The following is a 14,876-nucleotide window of genomic DNA, read 5'->3' as shown; positions in this document are numbered from 1 at the left end:
CGCGGGACCCGGCCGCCGCTCGACCGCCCGCGCCGCCGGCCGACCGTCGGCGCCGCGGCTCGACCGCCCTCGCCGCTAGCCGACCGCCCGCGCCGCGGCCCGCCCCGCCGTGCGGCCGGAGAAGAGGCAGCCGCCCAGGAAGGTCCCCTCCAGAGAGCGGTAGCCGTGTACGCCCCCGCCGCCGAAGCCGGCCGCCTCGCCCGCCGCGTACAGCCCCGGCAGCACCTCGCCGTCGGGCCGCAGCACCCGCGAGGACAGGTCCGTCTCCAGCCCGCCCAGTGACTTGCGGGTCAGGATGTTGAGCCGGACGGCGATCAGCGGGGCGGCGGCCGGGTCGAGGAGACGGTGCGGGGCGGCGGTGCGGACCAGCTTGTCGCCGAGGTAGCGGCGGGCGCCGTGGATGGCGGTGACCTGGAGGTCCTTGGCGAAGGGGTTGGCCAGCTGCCGGTCGCGGTCCTCGACGGTGCGGCGCAGTTCGTCCGGGTCGATCAGCGGCTCGCGGGTCTTGGCGTTCATGCCCCGGGCGAGGTCGGCGAGGTCGCCCGCGACCACGAAGTCCCGCCCGTGCCGCAGGTGGCCGCGGACCGGGCCGGGGGCGCCGGGCAGGGCGCGGCCGAGCACGCCGCGGACGGACTTCCCGGTGAGGTCGGGGTTCTGCTCGGAGCCGGAGAGGGTGAACTCCTTCTCGATGATCCGCTGGTTGAGCACGAACCAGGTGTACTCGTACCCGGTGGACATGATGTGCTCCAGCGTCCCCAGGGTGTCGAAGCCGGGGAACAGCGGGACGGGCAGCCGCCGGCCGCGGGCGTCCAGCCAGAGCGAGGACGGGCCGGGCAGGATGCGGATGCCGTGCCGGGCCCAGATCGGGTCCCAGTTCTCGATGCCCTCGGTGTAGTGCCACATCCGGTCGCCGTTGATCAGGCTGGCCCCGGCCGCGCCGGCGATGTCCAGCATCAGGCCGTCCACGTGCGCGGGCACGCCCGAGAGCAGCTTGGCGGGCGGGGTGCCGAGCCGGGCGGGCCAGGCCTTGCGGACCAGGTCGTGGTTGCCGCCGATGCCGCCGGAGGTGACCACCACCGCCTGGGCGCGCAGCTCGAAGTGTCCGGCGACCTCGCGGGAGCTGGCCTCGCCCCGGATGGCCGGGCTCGGCTCCAGCACCTCGCCGGTGACGGTGTCGACGGCGCCCGCGGTGGCGGACAGTCCGGTGACGCGGTGCCGGAAGCGCAGGTCGACCAGCCCGCGGGCGGCAGCCTCGCGGACCCGGCGGACGAAGGGGGCCAGCAGTCCGGGGCCGGTGCCCCAGGTGATGTGGAAACGGGGCACCGAGTTGCCGGGCCCGTCGGCGAGCAGCCCGCCGCGCTCGGCCCAGCCGACCACCGGGAAGAAGCGCACGCCCATGCCGTGCAGCCAGGAGCGCTTCTCGCCCGCGGCGAACTCCACGTACGCCTCGGCCCAGCGGCGCGGCCAGGCGTCCTCGGGGCGGTCGAAGCCGGCGGTGCCGAGCCAGTCCTGCCAGGCGAGGGCGTGCGAGTCGCGGATCCGCATCCGGCGCTGCTCGGGCGAGTCGACCAGGAAGAGGCCGCCGAAGGACCAGTGCGCCTGTCCGCCGAGGGAGGCCGCCGGTTCCTGGTCGAGCAGGATCACCTTCCGTCCGGCGTCGGCGAGTTCGGCGGCGGCGGCGAGGCCGGCGAGTCCCGCTCCGATGACGATGACGTCGGCGTCCAGGGCCATGCGCAGTCCTCCGTCGCGGCTCGCGGTGGCGGCGGGTCCGCGGGCCGCCGTCGCTGTGCGCCCGATACTGCGGCCTGCGGTGACGCAAGGTCAACCGCCCGGGGACCGCCAGGTGACAAGCGCGTGCGTGAATTCCGCTCCACGGCGTTTCGGAAATACCTCCGATACACGGTGGAGCGAAATTCGAAATATCGCCGGACTCCACCTGACGGAATTTCGGCAATTTCCGCGCAAACCATGGACGGCCCCGAAACCTGGCGGTAACTTACCTGCGAGTAGCTGTGGCCCGGCTCGGCACGACCCCCACCCGTCGTTTCTCTCCCCCAGGAGGAACCGTGCTCCGCCCTGCCCGGAATTCCCGGCACCTCCGCAATTCCACCGCGCTCGCCGCCGTCGCGCTCGGTGCCGCCCTGGCGCTCACCTCCACCAGCGCGCAGGCCGCCGTGCCCGCCCCCAGGCACTACGTCGCGCTCGGCGACTCCTACGCCGCCGGCGCCGGGGTGCCCGGCCAGTCGGCCGGCCTCTGCCTGCGCTCCGACCACAACTACGGCCACCTGGTCGCCGCCGCGCTCAAGGCGGCCGCGTACACCGACGTCACCTGTTCCGCCGCCAAGGTCAAGCACCTGACGCAGTCCCAGTACGACGCGTTCATCAAGGTCAACGACCCCCAGCTGGACGGCCTGACCGGCGACGCCGACCTGGTCACCCTCGGGATCGGCGGCAACGACCTCGCGGCCAGCGATCTCGGCCTCGGCGAACTCGTCGCCACCTGCATCGCCGGCGCGGTGGTGAACCCGCTCGGCACGCCCTGCAAGGACGTCTACCACCACGGCTACTGGGACTGGCGCACGTGGTCCTGGCAGTACGGCAACGACGACCTGGCCGAGCGGATCGACACCACCATCGCCCCGCAGATCGCCGACACCCTCCGGCGGATCCACGCCAAGGCCCCGCGCGCCAAGGTGCTGCTGGTCGGCTACCCGTCCGTGCTGCCCGCCGACGGCTCGCAGTGCGTCCTGCGCCAGCCGGTGACGCCGGGCGACGTCGAGTACATGTACGGCGTGCTCACCAAGCTGAACGGCGCCCTCAAGGCCACCGCGGCGGCGAACGGCGCGACGTACGTGGACACCGCGACGCCGACCGTCGGACACGACGTCTGCTCGGACGACCGGTGGATCGAGGGCGCGCTGCCCGGCTCGCCCGCCGTCCCGTTCCACCCGAACGCGACCGGCGAGAAGGTGATGGCGGACGCGGTGCTCGCCGCCCTGCGGTAGCCCGCCGCGGGTCCGCCCGGAAGGGCCCGGGCGAACCCCGCCCCGGAAAGCCCCGAGGGGCCGGTGACCAGACCCCGGTCACCGGCCCCTCGGCCCGCCCTGCGCTCGTCCCGCTACTCGGCCTCGGCGCGGGCGGGGGCACCCGCGGCCAGCCCGGCCGACCACTTCTCCTCGACGTTGCCGAACTTCCAGTACGCGATCGCGGCCGCCCAGGTCGCCACGAACAGCCCGACGATGGCGTAGCCGACGAAGTTGAGGTCCAGCCCGCCGATCCAGGCGATCGGCCCGCTGGTGATGTCCAGCTTCTCGCCGAGCAGGCCGATCAGCTCGATCGAGCCGATCACCAGCGCGACCAGCACCGACAGCCCGGTGACGGTCAGGTTGTAGTAGATCTTGCGGACCGGCTTGGAGAACGCCCACTCGTAGGCGAAGTTCATGAACGAGCCGTCGATGGTGTCCAGCAGGCTCATCCCGGCCGCGAACAGGATCGGCAGCGTGAGCAGCGCGTACCAGGGCAGCGAGAAGGCCGCCGCGCCGCCCGCCAGCACCAGCAGGGACACCTCGGTGGCGGTGTCGAAGCCCAGGCCGAACAGCAGGCCCACCGGGTACATGTGCCAGGGCTTGGTGACGGCCCTGGTCACCCGGCCGAGGATGCGGTTCATCAGCCCGCGCCGCTCCAGCTGCCGCTCCAGCTCGGCCTCGTCGTACTCGCCCTCGCGCATCCGGCGGAACACCTTGAGGATGCCGTTGAAGGCGCCCAGGTTGATCAGGCCGAGGAGCAGCAGGAAGGTGCCGGAGACGGTCACGCCGATCAGGCCGGTCATCTCGTGCAGCGACGAGTCGTCGGACTCCACCTGGCCGGCCAGCGAGCGGATGCCGAGGGCCAGCAGCGCGCAGAGCCCGAAGACGATGGAGGAGTGCCCCAGCGAGAACCAGAAACCGACCGACAGCGGCCGCTTGCCCTGGCCCATCAGCTTGCGGGTGGTGTTGTCGATGGCGGCGATGTGGTCGGCGTCGAAGGCGTGCCGCATGCCGAGGGTGTAGGCGGTCAGGCCCATGCCCGCGCCGAACACCTGGCCGCCGACCTCGTAGTGCTCGGGCGCGACCAGCGCCAGCAGGGTGAACCAGCCGATGACGTGCAGGGCCAGGATGAATCCGCCCATTCCGGCCAGGCGGATCCACTCCTCACGGGTGAGCCGGTCGCGCCAGCGGGGGGCGGCGGTCATCTGGTGTCCTTTCGGCGGAGCGGGTGGAGCGAGGCGGAGCGAGGCAGAGCGGGCAGAGCGGGCGGAGCTGGGCCATCTTTCCGCCTCGGGGCGAGCAGTTGCAAGTCATGCGCAATTACGGCTCGGTTTCCGCCCACCCCGGGATCGCCACGATCCGTACAGGACCCCGTCACCTCCCGGGCCTATCCCCGGCCGCTCTACGCGCGGATACTCCCGTTCCACGCGCGAAAACTCGGGCGCCGAACACCTCGACTCCCCACGGAGGAACGGCACATGACGATCCGCATCCGAACCGTCGCAGCCCTCTCCGGCGCGGCCCTGCTCGCGGCGGGCCTCACCACCCTCGCCCCCGCCGCCACCGCCGCCCCGGTCGCCCCCGCCGCCCCCGCCGCTGCCGCCACCCCGCACCGGGTGCTGTTCGACAACAGCAAGGCCGAGACCGCCGGCAACGCCGACTGGATCATCAGCACCAGCCAGCCCGACCCGCTCGCCCAGAACGCCAACCCCACCACCGAGAAGAGCTGGACCGGCGCGCTGTCCGCCTGGGGCGTCGCCCTGCAGAAGACCGGCCAGTACAGCCTCAAGACCCTCCCGGCCGGCTCCGCCATCACCTACGGCACCGGCGGCGCGCTCGACCTCGCCAACTTCGACACCTTCGTCGTCCCGGAGCCCAACATCCGGTTCAGCGCGGCCGAGAAGTCCGCCATCATGAAGTTCGTCCAGAACGGCGGCGGGCTCTTCCTGGTCTCCGACCACGTCAACAGCGACCGCAACAACGACGGCTGGGACTCGCCGAAGATCATCAACGACCTGCTGACCAGCAACGGGGTGAACAACAACGACCCGTTCGGCTTCTCGGTCGACCTGCTCAACATCACCACCGACAACCCGCGCGCCGTCAACGACGCCACCGACCCGGTCCTGCACGGCCCCTTCGGCACCGTCACCGGCTCCATCCTGCGCAACGGCACCACCTTCACCCTCAAGCCCGCCGACAACCCCTCGGTCAAGGGCCTGGTCTACCGGACCGGTTCCAGCGGCAACACCGGCGCCTTCTTCGTCACCAGCACCTTCGGCTCCGGCCGGGTCGCCGTCTGGGGCGACAGCTCCCCGGTCGACGACGGCACCGGCCAGTCCGGCAACACCCTCTTCGACGGCTGGGACGACCCGGCCGGCACCGACGCCGCCCTCGCCCTCAACGCCACCGCCTGGCTGAGCAAGGCGTAGCCGCGGGGGCTCCCCGGGCACCTCCCCGGGGAGCCGGGACGCTCACCAGGAAAACGGCCGGTTCCTCCCCTAGGGTCGGAATGCCGACGCCCGCGGCGCGCACGCACCGAGCGACACCCGCACGACCCGCGCGCCGCGGGCCCGCCGGCACCCACCCGGCCCGGGACCCGATGGGAGCGGCCATGCCGTCGTACCCCTTCCACACCACCCGCGAGGACGTCCGCATCCCGCTGCCCGACGGCACGCAGCTGGCCGCCCGCCTGTGGCGGCCGGTCGTCGACGAGCCCGTCCCCGCGCTGCTGGAGTACTCCGGCGACCGCCTCACCGACCGGACCGCCGCCGAGGACGCCCGCCGCCACCCCTGGTACGTCGGCCACGGCTACGCCACCCTGCGGGTCGACACCCGCGGGCACGGCAACTCCGGCGGCACCCCCGGCGAGCCCGGCGGCGAACAGGAGCTCGCCGACGGCGCCGTCGTCGTCGACTGGCTGGCCCGCGGCCCCTGGTCCGCCGGGCGGGTCGGCCTGCTCGGCGTCGGCGCCGCCGGCACCACCGCACTGCGCCTGGCCGCCCGGGTGCCGGAGACCGTCGGCGCCGTGGTCACCGCCTGCCCCGAGGGCGGCCACCGGCTCGGCGGCGCCCTCCTCGCCGCGGACCTGCACACCCGGCTCACCGCCCTGGTCGCCGGCGCCGCCCTGCCGCCCGACCCGCGCCACGTCGGCGAGGTCTGGCGCACCCGCTGGCTGGAGCGCCTGGAGTCCCTGGAACCGCCCGTCGACAGCTGGCTCGCGGCCGGCGACACCACCGTCCCGGTCTCCGTCCCCACCTTCGCGGTCGCCGGCTGGGGCGACCCGTCCTGCTCCTTCGTCCTGCGCCTGCTCGCCGAGTCCCCCACCGCCCGCGCCCTGATCGGCCCCTGGCCGCACGGCCTGCCCGAGGACGCCCTGCCCGAGACCCTGCGCTGGTGGGACCACTGGCTGCGCGGCGTCGACACCGGCGTCGCCAAGGAACCCGCCCTGCGCAGCTGGATCAGCACCCGCTGGACCGGCGACGACGTCTGGCCCTCCCCCGACGTCCGCGAGATCCACTACGGCCTGGACGGGCCGCTGCGCACCGCCGGCACCGCCTCCGACGACCGCTACGTCCGGGTCCGCTCCCCGCAGCACACCGGCCTCAACGCCGGCGCGTACGTCCTGCACGGCCGCCCCGCCGACCAGCCGCCCGACCAGCGGGAGGAGGACGGCCGCTCGGTCTGCTTCGACTCCCAGCCGCTGCCCGAGCCGGTGGAACTGCTCGGCGCCCCGACCGTACGGCTGCGGCTGCGCGAGGGCGGGCCCGCACCGCTGATCGCCGTACGGCTCTGCGCCGTCGGCCCGGACGGCACCTCGGAGCTGGTCACCCGGGGCGTGCTGACCGCCGCCCCCGACGAGCCGGACACCGAGGTGGAGCTGGCCGCCTGCGCCCGCACCGTCCCCGCCGGGCACCGGCTGCGGCTCGCCCTCTCCTCCGTCTACTGGCCCTGGGTGTGGCCCCCGGCGGAGCCAACCGGCTACGCGCTGGACCCGTCCCGCTCCACGCTGAGCCTGCCCGTCCGCCACCTCGCGGCCGACGTCGGCTCCGCACCGGTCACCTTCGAGGCCCCCGCGCTGCCCGAACCGCTCGACATCCGCCTCATCGAGCCGCTCACCGCCCGGCCCGAGCACCTCACCGTCCACGACATCGGCCGCCACGAGTGGCGCACCGAACTCTCCCCCGCCACCGACGGCACCCGCACCCACCCCGACGGCCTGGTCCGCGACGAGCACACCGTCACCGCCTACCGCGTCCTCACCGGCGCCCCGCTCAGCGCCCAGGCCCGCACCGACCACACCGTCCGCCTGGAGCGCCCCGACATCGGCTGGGACGTCACTGTCCAGACCCGCACCCAACTGCGCTGCGACGCCGGGCACTTCCTCAGCACCGTGCAGCTGCGGGCGCTGGAGGCGGGATCGGTGGTCTTCGCCCGCGAGTGGCAGCACCGGGTGCCGAGAGGCTGAAGGAAAGGACTTGCGGGGCGGGGTGTCCGGGCTGCATGATCTTCCCCGACCGAGACATCGTCAGAGGAGGTGAGACCCGTGAAGGCTGTATCGACGTGGGTGCTCCCCCTCTCCGTCACGGTCGGCGACTGACGTAGCCGTCGCCGGGAGCGCCTTCCCCAGCAAGGCCCTTCCGAAAGGCGACTGCCATGAACACTTTCCTCTTCACCGCCGATTCCGTGTCGAACGGCCTCCGCGAGCGCGACTTCACCGTGGACGGCGTCCCCGGTGTGCTCTGGTCCCCGGCCACCGGCGCCGACCGCGCCCCGCTCGTCCTGATGGGCCACGGCGGCGGCAACCACAAGAAGCACCCCGCGATGTCGGGCCGGGCCCGACTGCTCGTGCACGGCCACGGCTTCCACGTCGCCGTCCTCGACGCCCCCGGGCACGGCGACCGGCCGCGCACCGCGCACGACGAGGCGGAGGTCGCCGAGATGTTCCGGGCCCGGGCGGCCGGCGAGCCCGAAGGCCCGATCGTCGTCCGCTACAACGACCACCTGGCGAAGCGGGCCGTGCCCGAGTACCACGCGCTGCTGGACGCCCTCCAGCGGCTCCCCGAGATCGGCACCGACGGCCCGGTCGGCTACTGGGGCATCAACATGGGCACCGCGATCGGCGTCCCCTTCGTGGCCGGCGAGCCCCGGATCACCGCCGCGGTCTTCGGCCAGCACTGGCCGGACGCCCTGGCCGAGCACGCCCGGCGGATCACCGTCCCGGTCGAGTTCGGCCTGCAGTGGGACGACGAGCACATCTCCCGCGAGGACGGCCTCGCGCTGTTCGACGCCTTCGCCTCGACGGAGAAGTCCCTGCACGTCAACGCGGGCAAGCACAAGGAGTTCCCCCGCTTCGAAGCCGACAGCGCCGCCCGCTTCTTCGCCCGCCACCTCGGCAGGTCGAACGGCTGACCCCTGGTCCGGTGGTGCCCCGTCCTCCCTGCGGGCGGGGCACCACCGGGTCGGGGCAGCACCGGCACGGCCCGCCCGGAGGGGTGATCGTGCTGATCAGTCCTCCTCCGGCACCTCCACGATCAGCAGCGTCCCCCGGCTGCCCGCCCGCACCGCGTGCCGGGCGCCGGCCGGGACGACGCACAGCTCACCGGCCCGTACGGTCGACTCCGCGCCGTCCACGAGGAGTTCGAGACACCCCTCCGCGACGAACAGCGCCTCGGCCGTCCCGTGCACCTCCGGCTCCAGCTCCCGGCCGTCCATCCTCAGGACCTTCACCGCCGTCGCCCCGACCCGCCCCAGCACCTGGGAGCGCCATGCCTCGGGCAGCCGCGCCGCCCGTTCGTTCACATCGACCAAGCTCATGGCCATGGACGCTATCCGCCCCGGGCGGTCGATTGGTTGACCGTTCGGTAAAACCTCACGATGATCGCTCCGGTGACGGCACGCACGCTCTACGACGACCTGCTGGGCCATGACGGGCCCGCCGAGGAGCTCATCGGCCCCTGGCTCGACCGGCACGCCGACCCGGCCTACCTCGAACGGCTCCGGACCGCCGCCACGCACCAGCACTGGTGGGGAGACGACGACGGCCAGGGGCTGCTGTGGGAGCTCTACGCCCTCGGCCGGGTCGCCGACGTCCTGCTGCTCGACCCGCAACTGCCCGCGTACTCGCGCCTGTTCAGCACGCTCGGCATGACCGCCTTCGAGGACGCCACGCCCTTCGACCCCTTCCTGCACGAGATCGTCGAGGTGGAGCAGGCCGAGGACCCGCAGGCGCCGATCGAGGTGCTGGAGGTCCGCCACCCGGGGCTGATGCTGGGCGACCTGCTGTTCAACCGCGCCGGGGTGCGGGTCCGGGCCGGTGCGGCACACGCCGAACGCGGGATCGCGGACCGCTTCCCGCTGTACTGGACGTTCCGCCGGGCCGACCGCCGCACCCGCGACCTCTCCCAGGGATGGGGCGGCAACTCCCAGTGGCGCACGGACTTCCGCCTCGACTACCGCACCCCTGCGGGCGACCACCTCAACGTCGCCGAGCAGGGCTCGGTCGACGGCCGCCCCGACCTCGGGCCCTACCGGGACCTGACCCCCGAGGAACGCCTGCTCACCCCCGCCGAGCGGCGCGAACTGCTGCGCCACCGCTGCCTGGTGCGCACCCCGCGGGCGGCGGCCGAGCTGTCCGCCTCGCCCGGCTGGGAGGACGAGCTGCTCCCCTACGAGTGGCGGCTGCCGGCCGGGGAGGCCTGACCGGGCTGACCGGGCTGACCGGTGGGATCGGGGCTGTCGGCGGGATCGGGGGTGTCGGGGGTGTCGGGGGTGTCGGGGGTGTCGGGGGTGTCGGGGGTGTCGGGATCGGCGCCGTGGCCGGCCGGGAAGCCGTGCTCGGCCAGCACCTCGCCGAGCACGTGCCGGGCGATGCCCGCCATCCGCGGGTTGCTCTCCCGGTAGTAGGCCAGCTCCAGGAGGGCGACTGACAGCGCCCAGCCCCGCCCGCGGGCCCAGGTCGCCTCGTCGGCGGCCACGGCCTGCCGGAAGGCGGGGCGGACGGCCGCCGGCAGCACGTACCAGGCGGCGATCAGGTCCACCGCCGGGTCGCCGAGGCCCACGCAGCCGAAGTCGATGACGGCGCTCAGCCGCCCGCGCCCGTCCACCAGCAGGTTGCCCGGCTGCAGGTCGGCGTGGATCCATACCGGCGGGCCGGGGTGCTCGGGGGTGCGCACCGCGTGCTCCCAGACGGCGGTCACGGCCCCAGCGTCGACAGCCTCCGCATCGACGGGCCCGGCGCCACCGGCCCCGGCCAGTGCCGCGATCGCCGTCCGGACCGCACCGTCCCGGTCCGCCAGCGACTCGCTGCGGTAGGAGGCGGGGCCGCCGTCCGGGTCGACCCGGCGCAGGGCGGTCACGAAGTCCGCCAAGTCGGCTGCCAGCAGCGCGGGTTCGGCCACCTGCCCGACCACCGGGTTCACCCCGTCGAGCCAGCGGAGGACGGACCAGGGCCACGGGCAGCCGTCCACCGGCCCGGCCTGGGCCAGCGGTACGGGCACCGCGACCGGCAGCTCCGGGGCGAGGCGCCGCAGCCAGACGCACTCCTTCTCGATGTCCTCCACGGCCCCGGGGATCCGCGGGATGCGCACCACCAGCTCCGCACCCAGCCGGTACATCGCGTTGCTGGTCCCGACCGTGCCCAGCGACTCGACCGGCAGGCCCGCCCAGTGCGGGAACCGCGCGGCGACCATCCGGCGCACCAGCGCTTCGTCGAGGGGCAGTTCGTCGGGGTGCATCGTGCGGGAGGAGACCATGTGTCCGACCCTGCCGACCGCACCCGGGCCCGGCAACCGATTTAGGGAGCCCGTCCGCGCCCGGCAGGACCATCGGGGACCACCGGGGACTACCAGGGCACGTCCTTGCCCTGGTAGTCCAGGAACCGCAGACCGGGCTCCCCGCGATGCCGCTCGATCGTCCCCACCACCCCGGGAACGCTCTCCTCGACGCTCAACTCCGCTTCCATGCCGCCAAGTTCGGTGCGCACCCAACCCGGGTCCATCAGCAGCAGCGTCCGGCCGTCCCCGGCCCGGCGGACGGCGTAGCAGCGCATCAGCTGGTTCAGCGCCGACTTGCTGGCCCGGTACAGGTCCTGTCCGCCCTCGGTGTTCAGGGCGATGCTCCCCTGGTCGGAGGACATCACGCCGATGGTGCCGGCCGGCGCCACCAGCTCGCCGAGCGTCTCCACCACGCGCATCGGGCCGAGCGCGTTGGTGACCATGACCTCGGTGAACATCCCGGTCGGCACCGCGCCGATCGGCAGGTCGCCGCGGGTGACGGCGGCGTTGACGAAGAGCAGGTCGAGGCTGCGCCGGGCCAGCCGGTCGCGCAGGGCCGCGATCTGCTCCGGGTCGGTCATCTCCAGCCGCTCGACGGTCAGCCGCCCGTCGGCGGAGTCCGCCAGGTCGTGCAGGCCGGTGCGGTGGCTGCCGCGCACCGTGCCGATGACGTCCCAGCCGCGGCGGAGGTACTCGGCGGCGATCCCGAGCCCCAGGGTGCGGGAGGCGCCGATGACGAGGGCGGTCTTGCGCGTGTCGTCCATGGATCGAGTCTCCGAGCGGCCGGCGCCCGCCGTCCAATGCCCTTCCGGGCGCATTGATACCGTGCGGGCATGGATCTGGACCTGCGCAAGCTCCGCTACTTCGTCGCGGTGGCGGAGCACCGGCGGTTCGGCCGGGCCGCCCAGGAGCTCTTCGTCACCCAGCCGGTGCTCAGCCGCCAGATCCGCGCGTTCGAGCGGGAGTTGGGCTTCCCGCTCTTCACCCGGACCACCCGCAGCGTCGAACTGACCGCTGCGGGGCGTGCGTTGTACGAGGAGGCGGAGCGGATCGGCACCGCAGTGGACACCGCCCTGCGGCGCGTCCAGGAGGCCGCGCGGGGCGAACGGCGGCTGGTCGTCGCCTTCTCCCCCGGCCTGCACGTGTCGGACGCGATCCGGGCCTTCACCGCGCGCCACCCGGACGTCCGGATCGACGTCCTCCCGCTGCGCTGGTGGGAGCAGGACGCCCCGCTGCGCGACGGCCGCGCCCACGTCGGCTACCTGCGGCACCCGTTCGACGACACCGGGCTGCACACCGTCCCGATCGGCCGGGAGACCAAGGTCGCCTGCCTGCCGGTGACGCATCCGCTGGCCCGCCGGCCCAGCCTCACCACGGCCGATCTCGACGGTGAGGCCGTCCTCGACGCCCGCTCCCGGCGGACCTCCTCACTGGACGAGAAGTTCGAGCTGATCGCCGCGGGGCAGGGCATCGCGCTGGTCCCGCGGAGCATCGCCGGCTCGTACTCCCGCCCCGACCTCGTCTACCTGCCCGTCACCGACCACCCGCCCGTACGGACCTGCCTGGCGGTGCCGGAGCGCGGCCAGGAGGCGGGCCCCGTACGCGACTTCCTCGACCTCGCCGTCACCACCCTGCGGTCCGCGCCGGCCGCCGCCGATCAGTCCAGTCCGGCTCAGTCCAGTCCTGCTCAGCCCAGTCCGGCTCAGCCCCGCACGGCCAGGTCCTGGCTGCCCACCACCTTCAGCAGCCGCAGCGCCGAGTGCGAGGGCGTGCCGGGCTCGGCGGTGTAGAAGATCGTCCACTGGTCCCGGTGCGGGTCGTGCAGCGCCTCGCAGTCCAGGTCGAGCGGGCCCACCACCGGGTGGAGGATCCGCTTGCGGCTCGATCGGCGGACCTCCACGTCCTGCGCCTCCCACAGCCCCCGGAACTCGGCGCTGCGCGCCAACAGCCGCTCCACCAGGGCGTGCAGGGCGCCGTCGGCCGGGTAGCGGGCCGCTGCGGACCGGAGGTCGGCGACCGCCCGTCGGGCGAACTCGGCCCGGCCGATGGGGTCGTGGAGGGCACGGGCGTCCGGGTCGGTGAAGAAGCGCCAGATCAGGTTGCGCTCGCCCGGCGGCAGCGCGGAGAAGTCACCGAGCAGCGCGGCCGCCATGGCGTTCCAGGCGAGGAGGTCGCGGGCGGCGCTGCAGACCATGGCCGGGGTGTCGTCCAGCCGGTCGAGCAGGTGCAGGATGCCCGGCCGCACCTCGCGGACCAGGTCGGACGGCGGCAGCGGCGGCTCGCCCACCAGGTGGTGCAGGTGCGCGCGTTCGTCGTCGGACAGCCGCAGCGCCCGGCTGATCGCCCCGATCATCTGCCGGGACGGCCGCGGCCCCCGGCCCTGCTCGAGGCGGATGTAGTACTCCACCGACATCCCCGCGAGCTGCGCGACCTCCTGACGGCGCAGGCCCGGAGTACGGCGCCGCCCACCGGCCGGCAGGCCGACGTCGCCCGGCTGGACCCGGGCGCGCCAGCGCCGCAGGAAGGCGGCCAGCTCCGCCCGATCCACGTGTTCCACGCCGCCAGTCTCGCCCGTCCGGCCACCACGGACCATGGGACCGCCGGTACCACCCTCGACAGTGCTCTCCCAGCGCCGTGCCCACCGGGCCAGGGTGGGGCCATGACCACCAACCGCATCGTCCTGATCACCGGCGCCAACAAGGGCATCGGCCTCGCCACCGCCCGGGAACTCGCCCGCGCCGGGCACACCGTGCTGATCGGCGCCCGCGACCCGCGGCGCGGCGCCGCGGCCGCCGACGGACTCGCCGCCGAGGGCCTCGACGCCCGCTTCGTCCACCTGGACGTCACCGACCCGGCGACCGCCGCCGCCGCGGCCGAGCTGATCACCGCCGAGTACGGCCGGCTGGACACCCTCGTCAACAACGCGGGCGTCGCCCGGGACTGGCAGCGCAGCCCCGAGGACCTGCCCGTCGAGGCCGTGCGCGAGACCTACGAGACCAACGTGTTCGGCGCCGTCACCGTCATCAACGCCATGCTGCCGCTGCTGCGCCGGTCCCCGGCCGGACTGATCGGCAACGTCTCCAGCGGGCTCGGCAGCTTCGGCTTCCTGTCCGACCCGGACAGCCCGCTCTGGGACGTCGCGACGCTGCTCGCCTACAACTCCTCCAAGGCCGCGCTGAACGCCGTCACCCTGGTCTACGCCCGGGCGCTGCGCGAGTCCGGCATCAAGGTCAGCTCCCTGGAGCCGGGCTACTGCGCGACCGACCTCAACGGGCACAGCGGCACCGCCACCGCCGAGGAGGGCGGCCGCCGGATCGCCCGGCAGCTCGGCGAGGCCGAGGCCGGGCCGAGCGGCCGGTTCTTCGCCGGCGAGGGCGGCACCTACCCCTGGTAGCCCGCCCCGGCGGCGATCAGCCCGGGCAGCTCGCGCATGTCCCGGAAGACCACCGTGCCCGGCCCGGCCAGCCGCTCCGCCGCCGTGACGCCGCCCGCGTACCCGAGGGCGCGCATCCCGGCGGCACGGGCGGCCGCGACACCGGGCGCGGAGTCCTCGACCACGACGCAGGCCGACGGGTCGACACCCATGCTCCGCGCCGCGTGCAGGAACAGGTCGGGCGCGGGCTTGCCGTGCTCCACCTCGGTGGCGCTGAAGATCCGCCCGGCGAACCGCTCGTACAGCCCGGTCCGGCCCAGCGTGTGCCGCATCTTCTCGTGCGTCCCGCTGGACGCCACGCACACCGGCAGGTCGATCGCGTCGAGCGCCTCCGGCAGGCCGTCCACCGGTGTCAGCCCGGCGTCCACGGCCTCCGCGTGCAGCTCGTGGAACCGCTTGCCCCACACCGCCGCCGTCTCCGCCCCCAGCCGCTCCGCGACCAGCGCGTTGTTGACCACCTCCGACCGTCCGACGAACCGCTCGATCGCCTCCCCCTCGGTCAACGGCCAGCCGTACTCCGCCCCCAGCCGCACCAACACCCCCACGGCGATCACCTCGCTGTCCACCAGGACACCGTCGCAGTCGAATATCACCAGCTCAATCGGCTTGATCATCCGGCCAGCATAGGCGCGGCCCCGGTCC

The 14,876-nt window shown here is 74.0% G+C and carries 14 protein-coding genes; 7 read left to right on the top strand and 7 right to left on the bottom strand.

Annotated elements, in window-relative coordinates:
* Positions 1 to 75 precede the first annotated feature (75 nt).
* Positions 76 to 1,731, bottom strand: coding sequence for an FAD-binding dehydrogenase (locus ACIRD3_RS24975; RefSeq protein ID WP_402220565.1), 1,656 nt, complete (start codon positions 1,729 to 1,731; stop codon positions 76 to 78).
* 335 nt (positions 1,732 to 2,066) lie between these two features.
* Between ACIRD3_RS24975 and ACIRD3_RS24970 the strand changes: the two genes are divergently transcribed.
* Entirely contained in the window at positions 2,067 to 3,005 is a 939-nt protein-coding gene (locus tag ACIRD3_RS24970) for an SGNH/GDSL hydrolase family protein (RefSeq protein ID WP_402220563.1), read from the top strand.
* Between the two features lie 113 nt (positions 3,006 to 3,118).
* Here ACIRD3_RS24970 and ACIRD3_RS24965 read toward each other — a convergent pair whose 3' ends face one another.
* On the bottom strand, positions 3,119 to 4,231 hold the full coding sequence (locus ACIRD3_RS24965) for a HoxN/HupN/NixA family nickel/cobalt transporter (RefSeq protein ID WP_402220561.1): 1,113 nt from the start codon (positions 4,229 to 4,231) through the stop codon (positions 3,119 to 3,121).
* Positions 4,232 to 4,504: 273 nt separating this feature from the next.
* On the opposite strand from ACIRD3_RS24965, the gene ACIRD3_RS24960 reads away from it, so the two are divergent.
* The 3 genes from ACIRD3_RS24960 to ACIRD3_RS24950 all read left to right on the top strand — a co-directional run bounded on the left by ACIRD3_RS24960 (position 4,505) and on the right by ACIRD3_RS24950 (position 8,438).
* Positions 4,505 to 5,458, top strand: a complete 954-nt coding sequence (locus ACIRD3_RS24960; protein ID WP_402220558.1) for a hydrolase — start codon at positions 4,505 to 4,507, stop codon at positions 5,456 to 5,458.
* 182 nt (positions 5,459 to 5,640) lie between these two features.
* Positions 5,641 to 7,494, top strand: a complete 1,854-nt coding sequence (locus ACIRD3_RS24955; RefSeq protein WP_402220555.1) for a CocE/NonD family hydrolase — start codon at positions 5,641 to 5,643, stop codon at positions 7,492 to 7,494.
* 188 nt (positions 7,495 to 7,682) lie between these two features.
* Positions 7,683 to 8,438 carry an alpha/beta hydrolase gene (locus ACIRD3_RS24950; protein ID WP_402220552.1) on the top strand — a complete coding sequence of 252 codons (756 nt, stop codon included), beginning with the start codon at positions 7,683 to 7,685 and terminating at the stop codon, positions 8,436 to 8,438.
* 96 nt (positions 8,439 to 8,534) lie between these two features.
* Here ACIRD3_RS24950 and ACIRD3_RS24945 read toward each other — a convergent pair whose 3' ends face one another.
* Positions 8,535 to 8,843 carry a cupin domain-containing protein gene (locus tag ACIRD3_RS24945; RefSeq protein WP_402220549.1) on the bottom strand — a complete coding sequence of 103 codons (309 nt, stop codon included), beginning with the start codon at positions 8,841 to 8,843 and terminating at the stop codon, positions 8,535 to 8,537.
* A 72-nt stretch (positions 8,844 to 8,915) separates the two neighbouring features.
* On the opposite strand from ACIRD3_RS24945, the gene ACIRD3_RS24940 reads away from it, so the two are divergent.
* Positions 8,916 to 9,728 (top strand): hypothetical protein, encoded by an 813-nt coding sequence (locus tag ACIRD3_RS24940; RefSeq protein WP_402220546.1) that lies wholly within the window; start codon positions 8,916 to 8,918, stop codon positions 9,726 to 9,728.
* Here ACIRD3_RS24940 and ACIRD3_RS24935 read toward each other — a convergent pair.
* Positions 9,695 to 10,780, bottom strand: coding sequence for an aminoglycoside phosphotransferase family protein (locus ACIRD3_RS24935; RefSeq protein WP_402220543.1), 1,086 nt, complete (start codon positions 10,778 to 10,780; stop codon positions 9,695 to 9,697). The two genes, ACIRD3_RS24940 and ACIRD3_RS24935, sit on opposite strands and share 34 nt — an antisense overlap.
* 89 nt (positions 10,781 to 10,869) lie before the next feature.
* Positions 10,870 to 11,565 carry an SDR family oxidoreductase gene (locus ACIRD3_RS24930; protein ID WP_402220541.1) on the bottom strand — a complete coding sequence of 232 codons (696 nt, stop codon included), beginning with the start codon at positions 11,563 to 11,565 and terminating at the stop codon, positions 10,870 to 10,872.
* A 69-nt stretch (positions 11,566 to 11,634) separates the two neighbouring features.
* Here ACIRD3_RS24930 and ACIRD3_RS24925 point away from each other — a divergent pair, with 69 nt between their 5' ends.
* Positions 11,635 to 12,591, top strand: a complete 957-nt coding sequence (locus tag ACIRD3_RS24925; RefSeq protein ID WP_402220539.1) for a LysR family transcriptional regulator — start codon at positions 11,635 to 11,637, stop codon at positions 12,589 to 12,591.
* On the opposite strand, the gene ACIRD3_RS24920 is transcribed toward ACIRD3_RS24925, so the two are convergent.
* On the bottom strand, positions 12,504 to 13,349 hold the full coding sequence (locus ACIRD3_RS24920) for a helix-turn-helix transcriptional regulator (RefSeq protein ID WP_402220863.1): 846 nt from the start codon (positions 13,347 to 13,349) through the stop codon (positions 12,504 to 12,506). The two genes, ACIRD3_RS24925 and ACIRD3_RS24920, sit on opposite strands and share 88 nt — an antisense overlap.
* A 111-nt stretch (positions 13,350 to 13,460) precedes the next feature.
* Between ACIRD3_RS24920 and ACIRD3_RS24915 the strand changes: the two genes are divergently transcribed.
* Entirely contained in the window at positions 13,461 to 14,195 is a 735-nt protein-coding gene (locus ACIRD3_RS24915; RefSeq protein ID WP_402220536.1) for an SDR family NAD(P)-dependent oxidoreductase, read from the top strand.
* Here ACIRD3_RS24915 and ACIRD3_RS24910 read toward each other — a convergent pair.
* Positions 14,183 to 14,848, bottom strand: a complete 666-nt coding sequence (locus tag ACIRD3_RS24910; RefSeq protein ID WP_402220533.1) for an HAD family hydrolase — start codon at positions 14,846 to 14,848, stop codon at positions 14,183 to 14,185. The two genes, ACIRD3_RS24915 and ACIRD3_RS24910, sit on opposite strands and share 13 nt — an antisense overlap.
* Between the last annotated feature and the right edge of the window lie 28 nt (positions 14,849 to 14,876).

Source organism: Kitasatospora sp. NPDC093550 (assembly GCF_044764985.1).
GTDB lineage: Bacteria > Actinomycetota > Actinomycetes > Streptomycetales > Streptomycetaceae > Kitasatospora.
Note: the sequence above shows the minus strand (reverse complement) of the source record. Positions and strands in the feature narration are given on the sequence as shown.

Bases quoted from the DNA above. Each gene is read 5' to 3' on its own strand.
- ACIRD3_RS24915 (WP_402220536.1), top strand. From the start codon at position 13,461: ATGACCACCAACCGCATCGTCCTGATCACCGGCGCCAACAAGGGCATC.
- ACIRD3_RS24955 (WP_402220555.1), top strand. From the start codon at position 5,641: ATGCCGTCGTACCCCTTCCACACCACCCGCGAGGACGTCCGCATCCCG.
- ACIRD3_RS24935 (WP_402220543.1), bottom strand. From the start codon at position 10,780: ATGGTCTCCTCCCGCACGATGCACCCCGACGAACTGCCCCTCGACGAA.
- ACIRD3_RS24960 (WP_402220558.1), top strand. From the start codon at position 4,505: ATGACGATCCGCATCCGAACCGTCGCAGCCCTCTCCGGCGCGGCCCTG.
- ACIRD3_RS24975 (WP_402220565.1), bottom strand. From the start codon at position 1,731: ATGGCCCTGGACGCCGACGTCATCGTCATCGGAGCGGGACTCGCCGGC.
- ACIRD3_RS24910 (WP_402220533.1), bottom strand. From the start codon at position 14,848: ATGATCAAGCCGATTGAGCTGGTGATATTCGACTGCGACGGTGTCCTG.
- ACIRD3_RS24925 (WP_402220539.1), top strand. From the start codon at position 11,635: ATGGATCTGGACCTGCGCAAGCTCCGCTACTTCGTCGCGGTGGCGGAG.
- ACIRD3_RS24945 (WP_402220549.1), bottom strand. From the start codon at position 8,843: ATGAGCTTGGTCGATGTGAACGAACGGGCGGCGCGGCTGCCCGAGGCA.
- ACIRD3_RS24965 (WP_402220561.1), bottom strand. From the start codon at position 4,231: ATGACCGCCGCCCCCCGCTGGCGCGACCGGCTCACCCGTGAGGAGTGG.
- ACIRD3_RS24930 (WP_402220541.1), bottom strand. From the start codon at position 11,565: ATGGACGACACGCGCAAGACCGCCCTCGTCATCGGCGCCTCCCGCACC.
- ACIRD3_RS24950 (WP_402220552.1), top strand. From the start codon at position 7,683: ATGAACACTTTCCTCTTCACCGCCGATTCCGTGTCGAACGGCCTCCGC.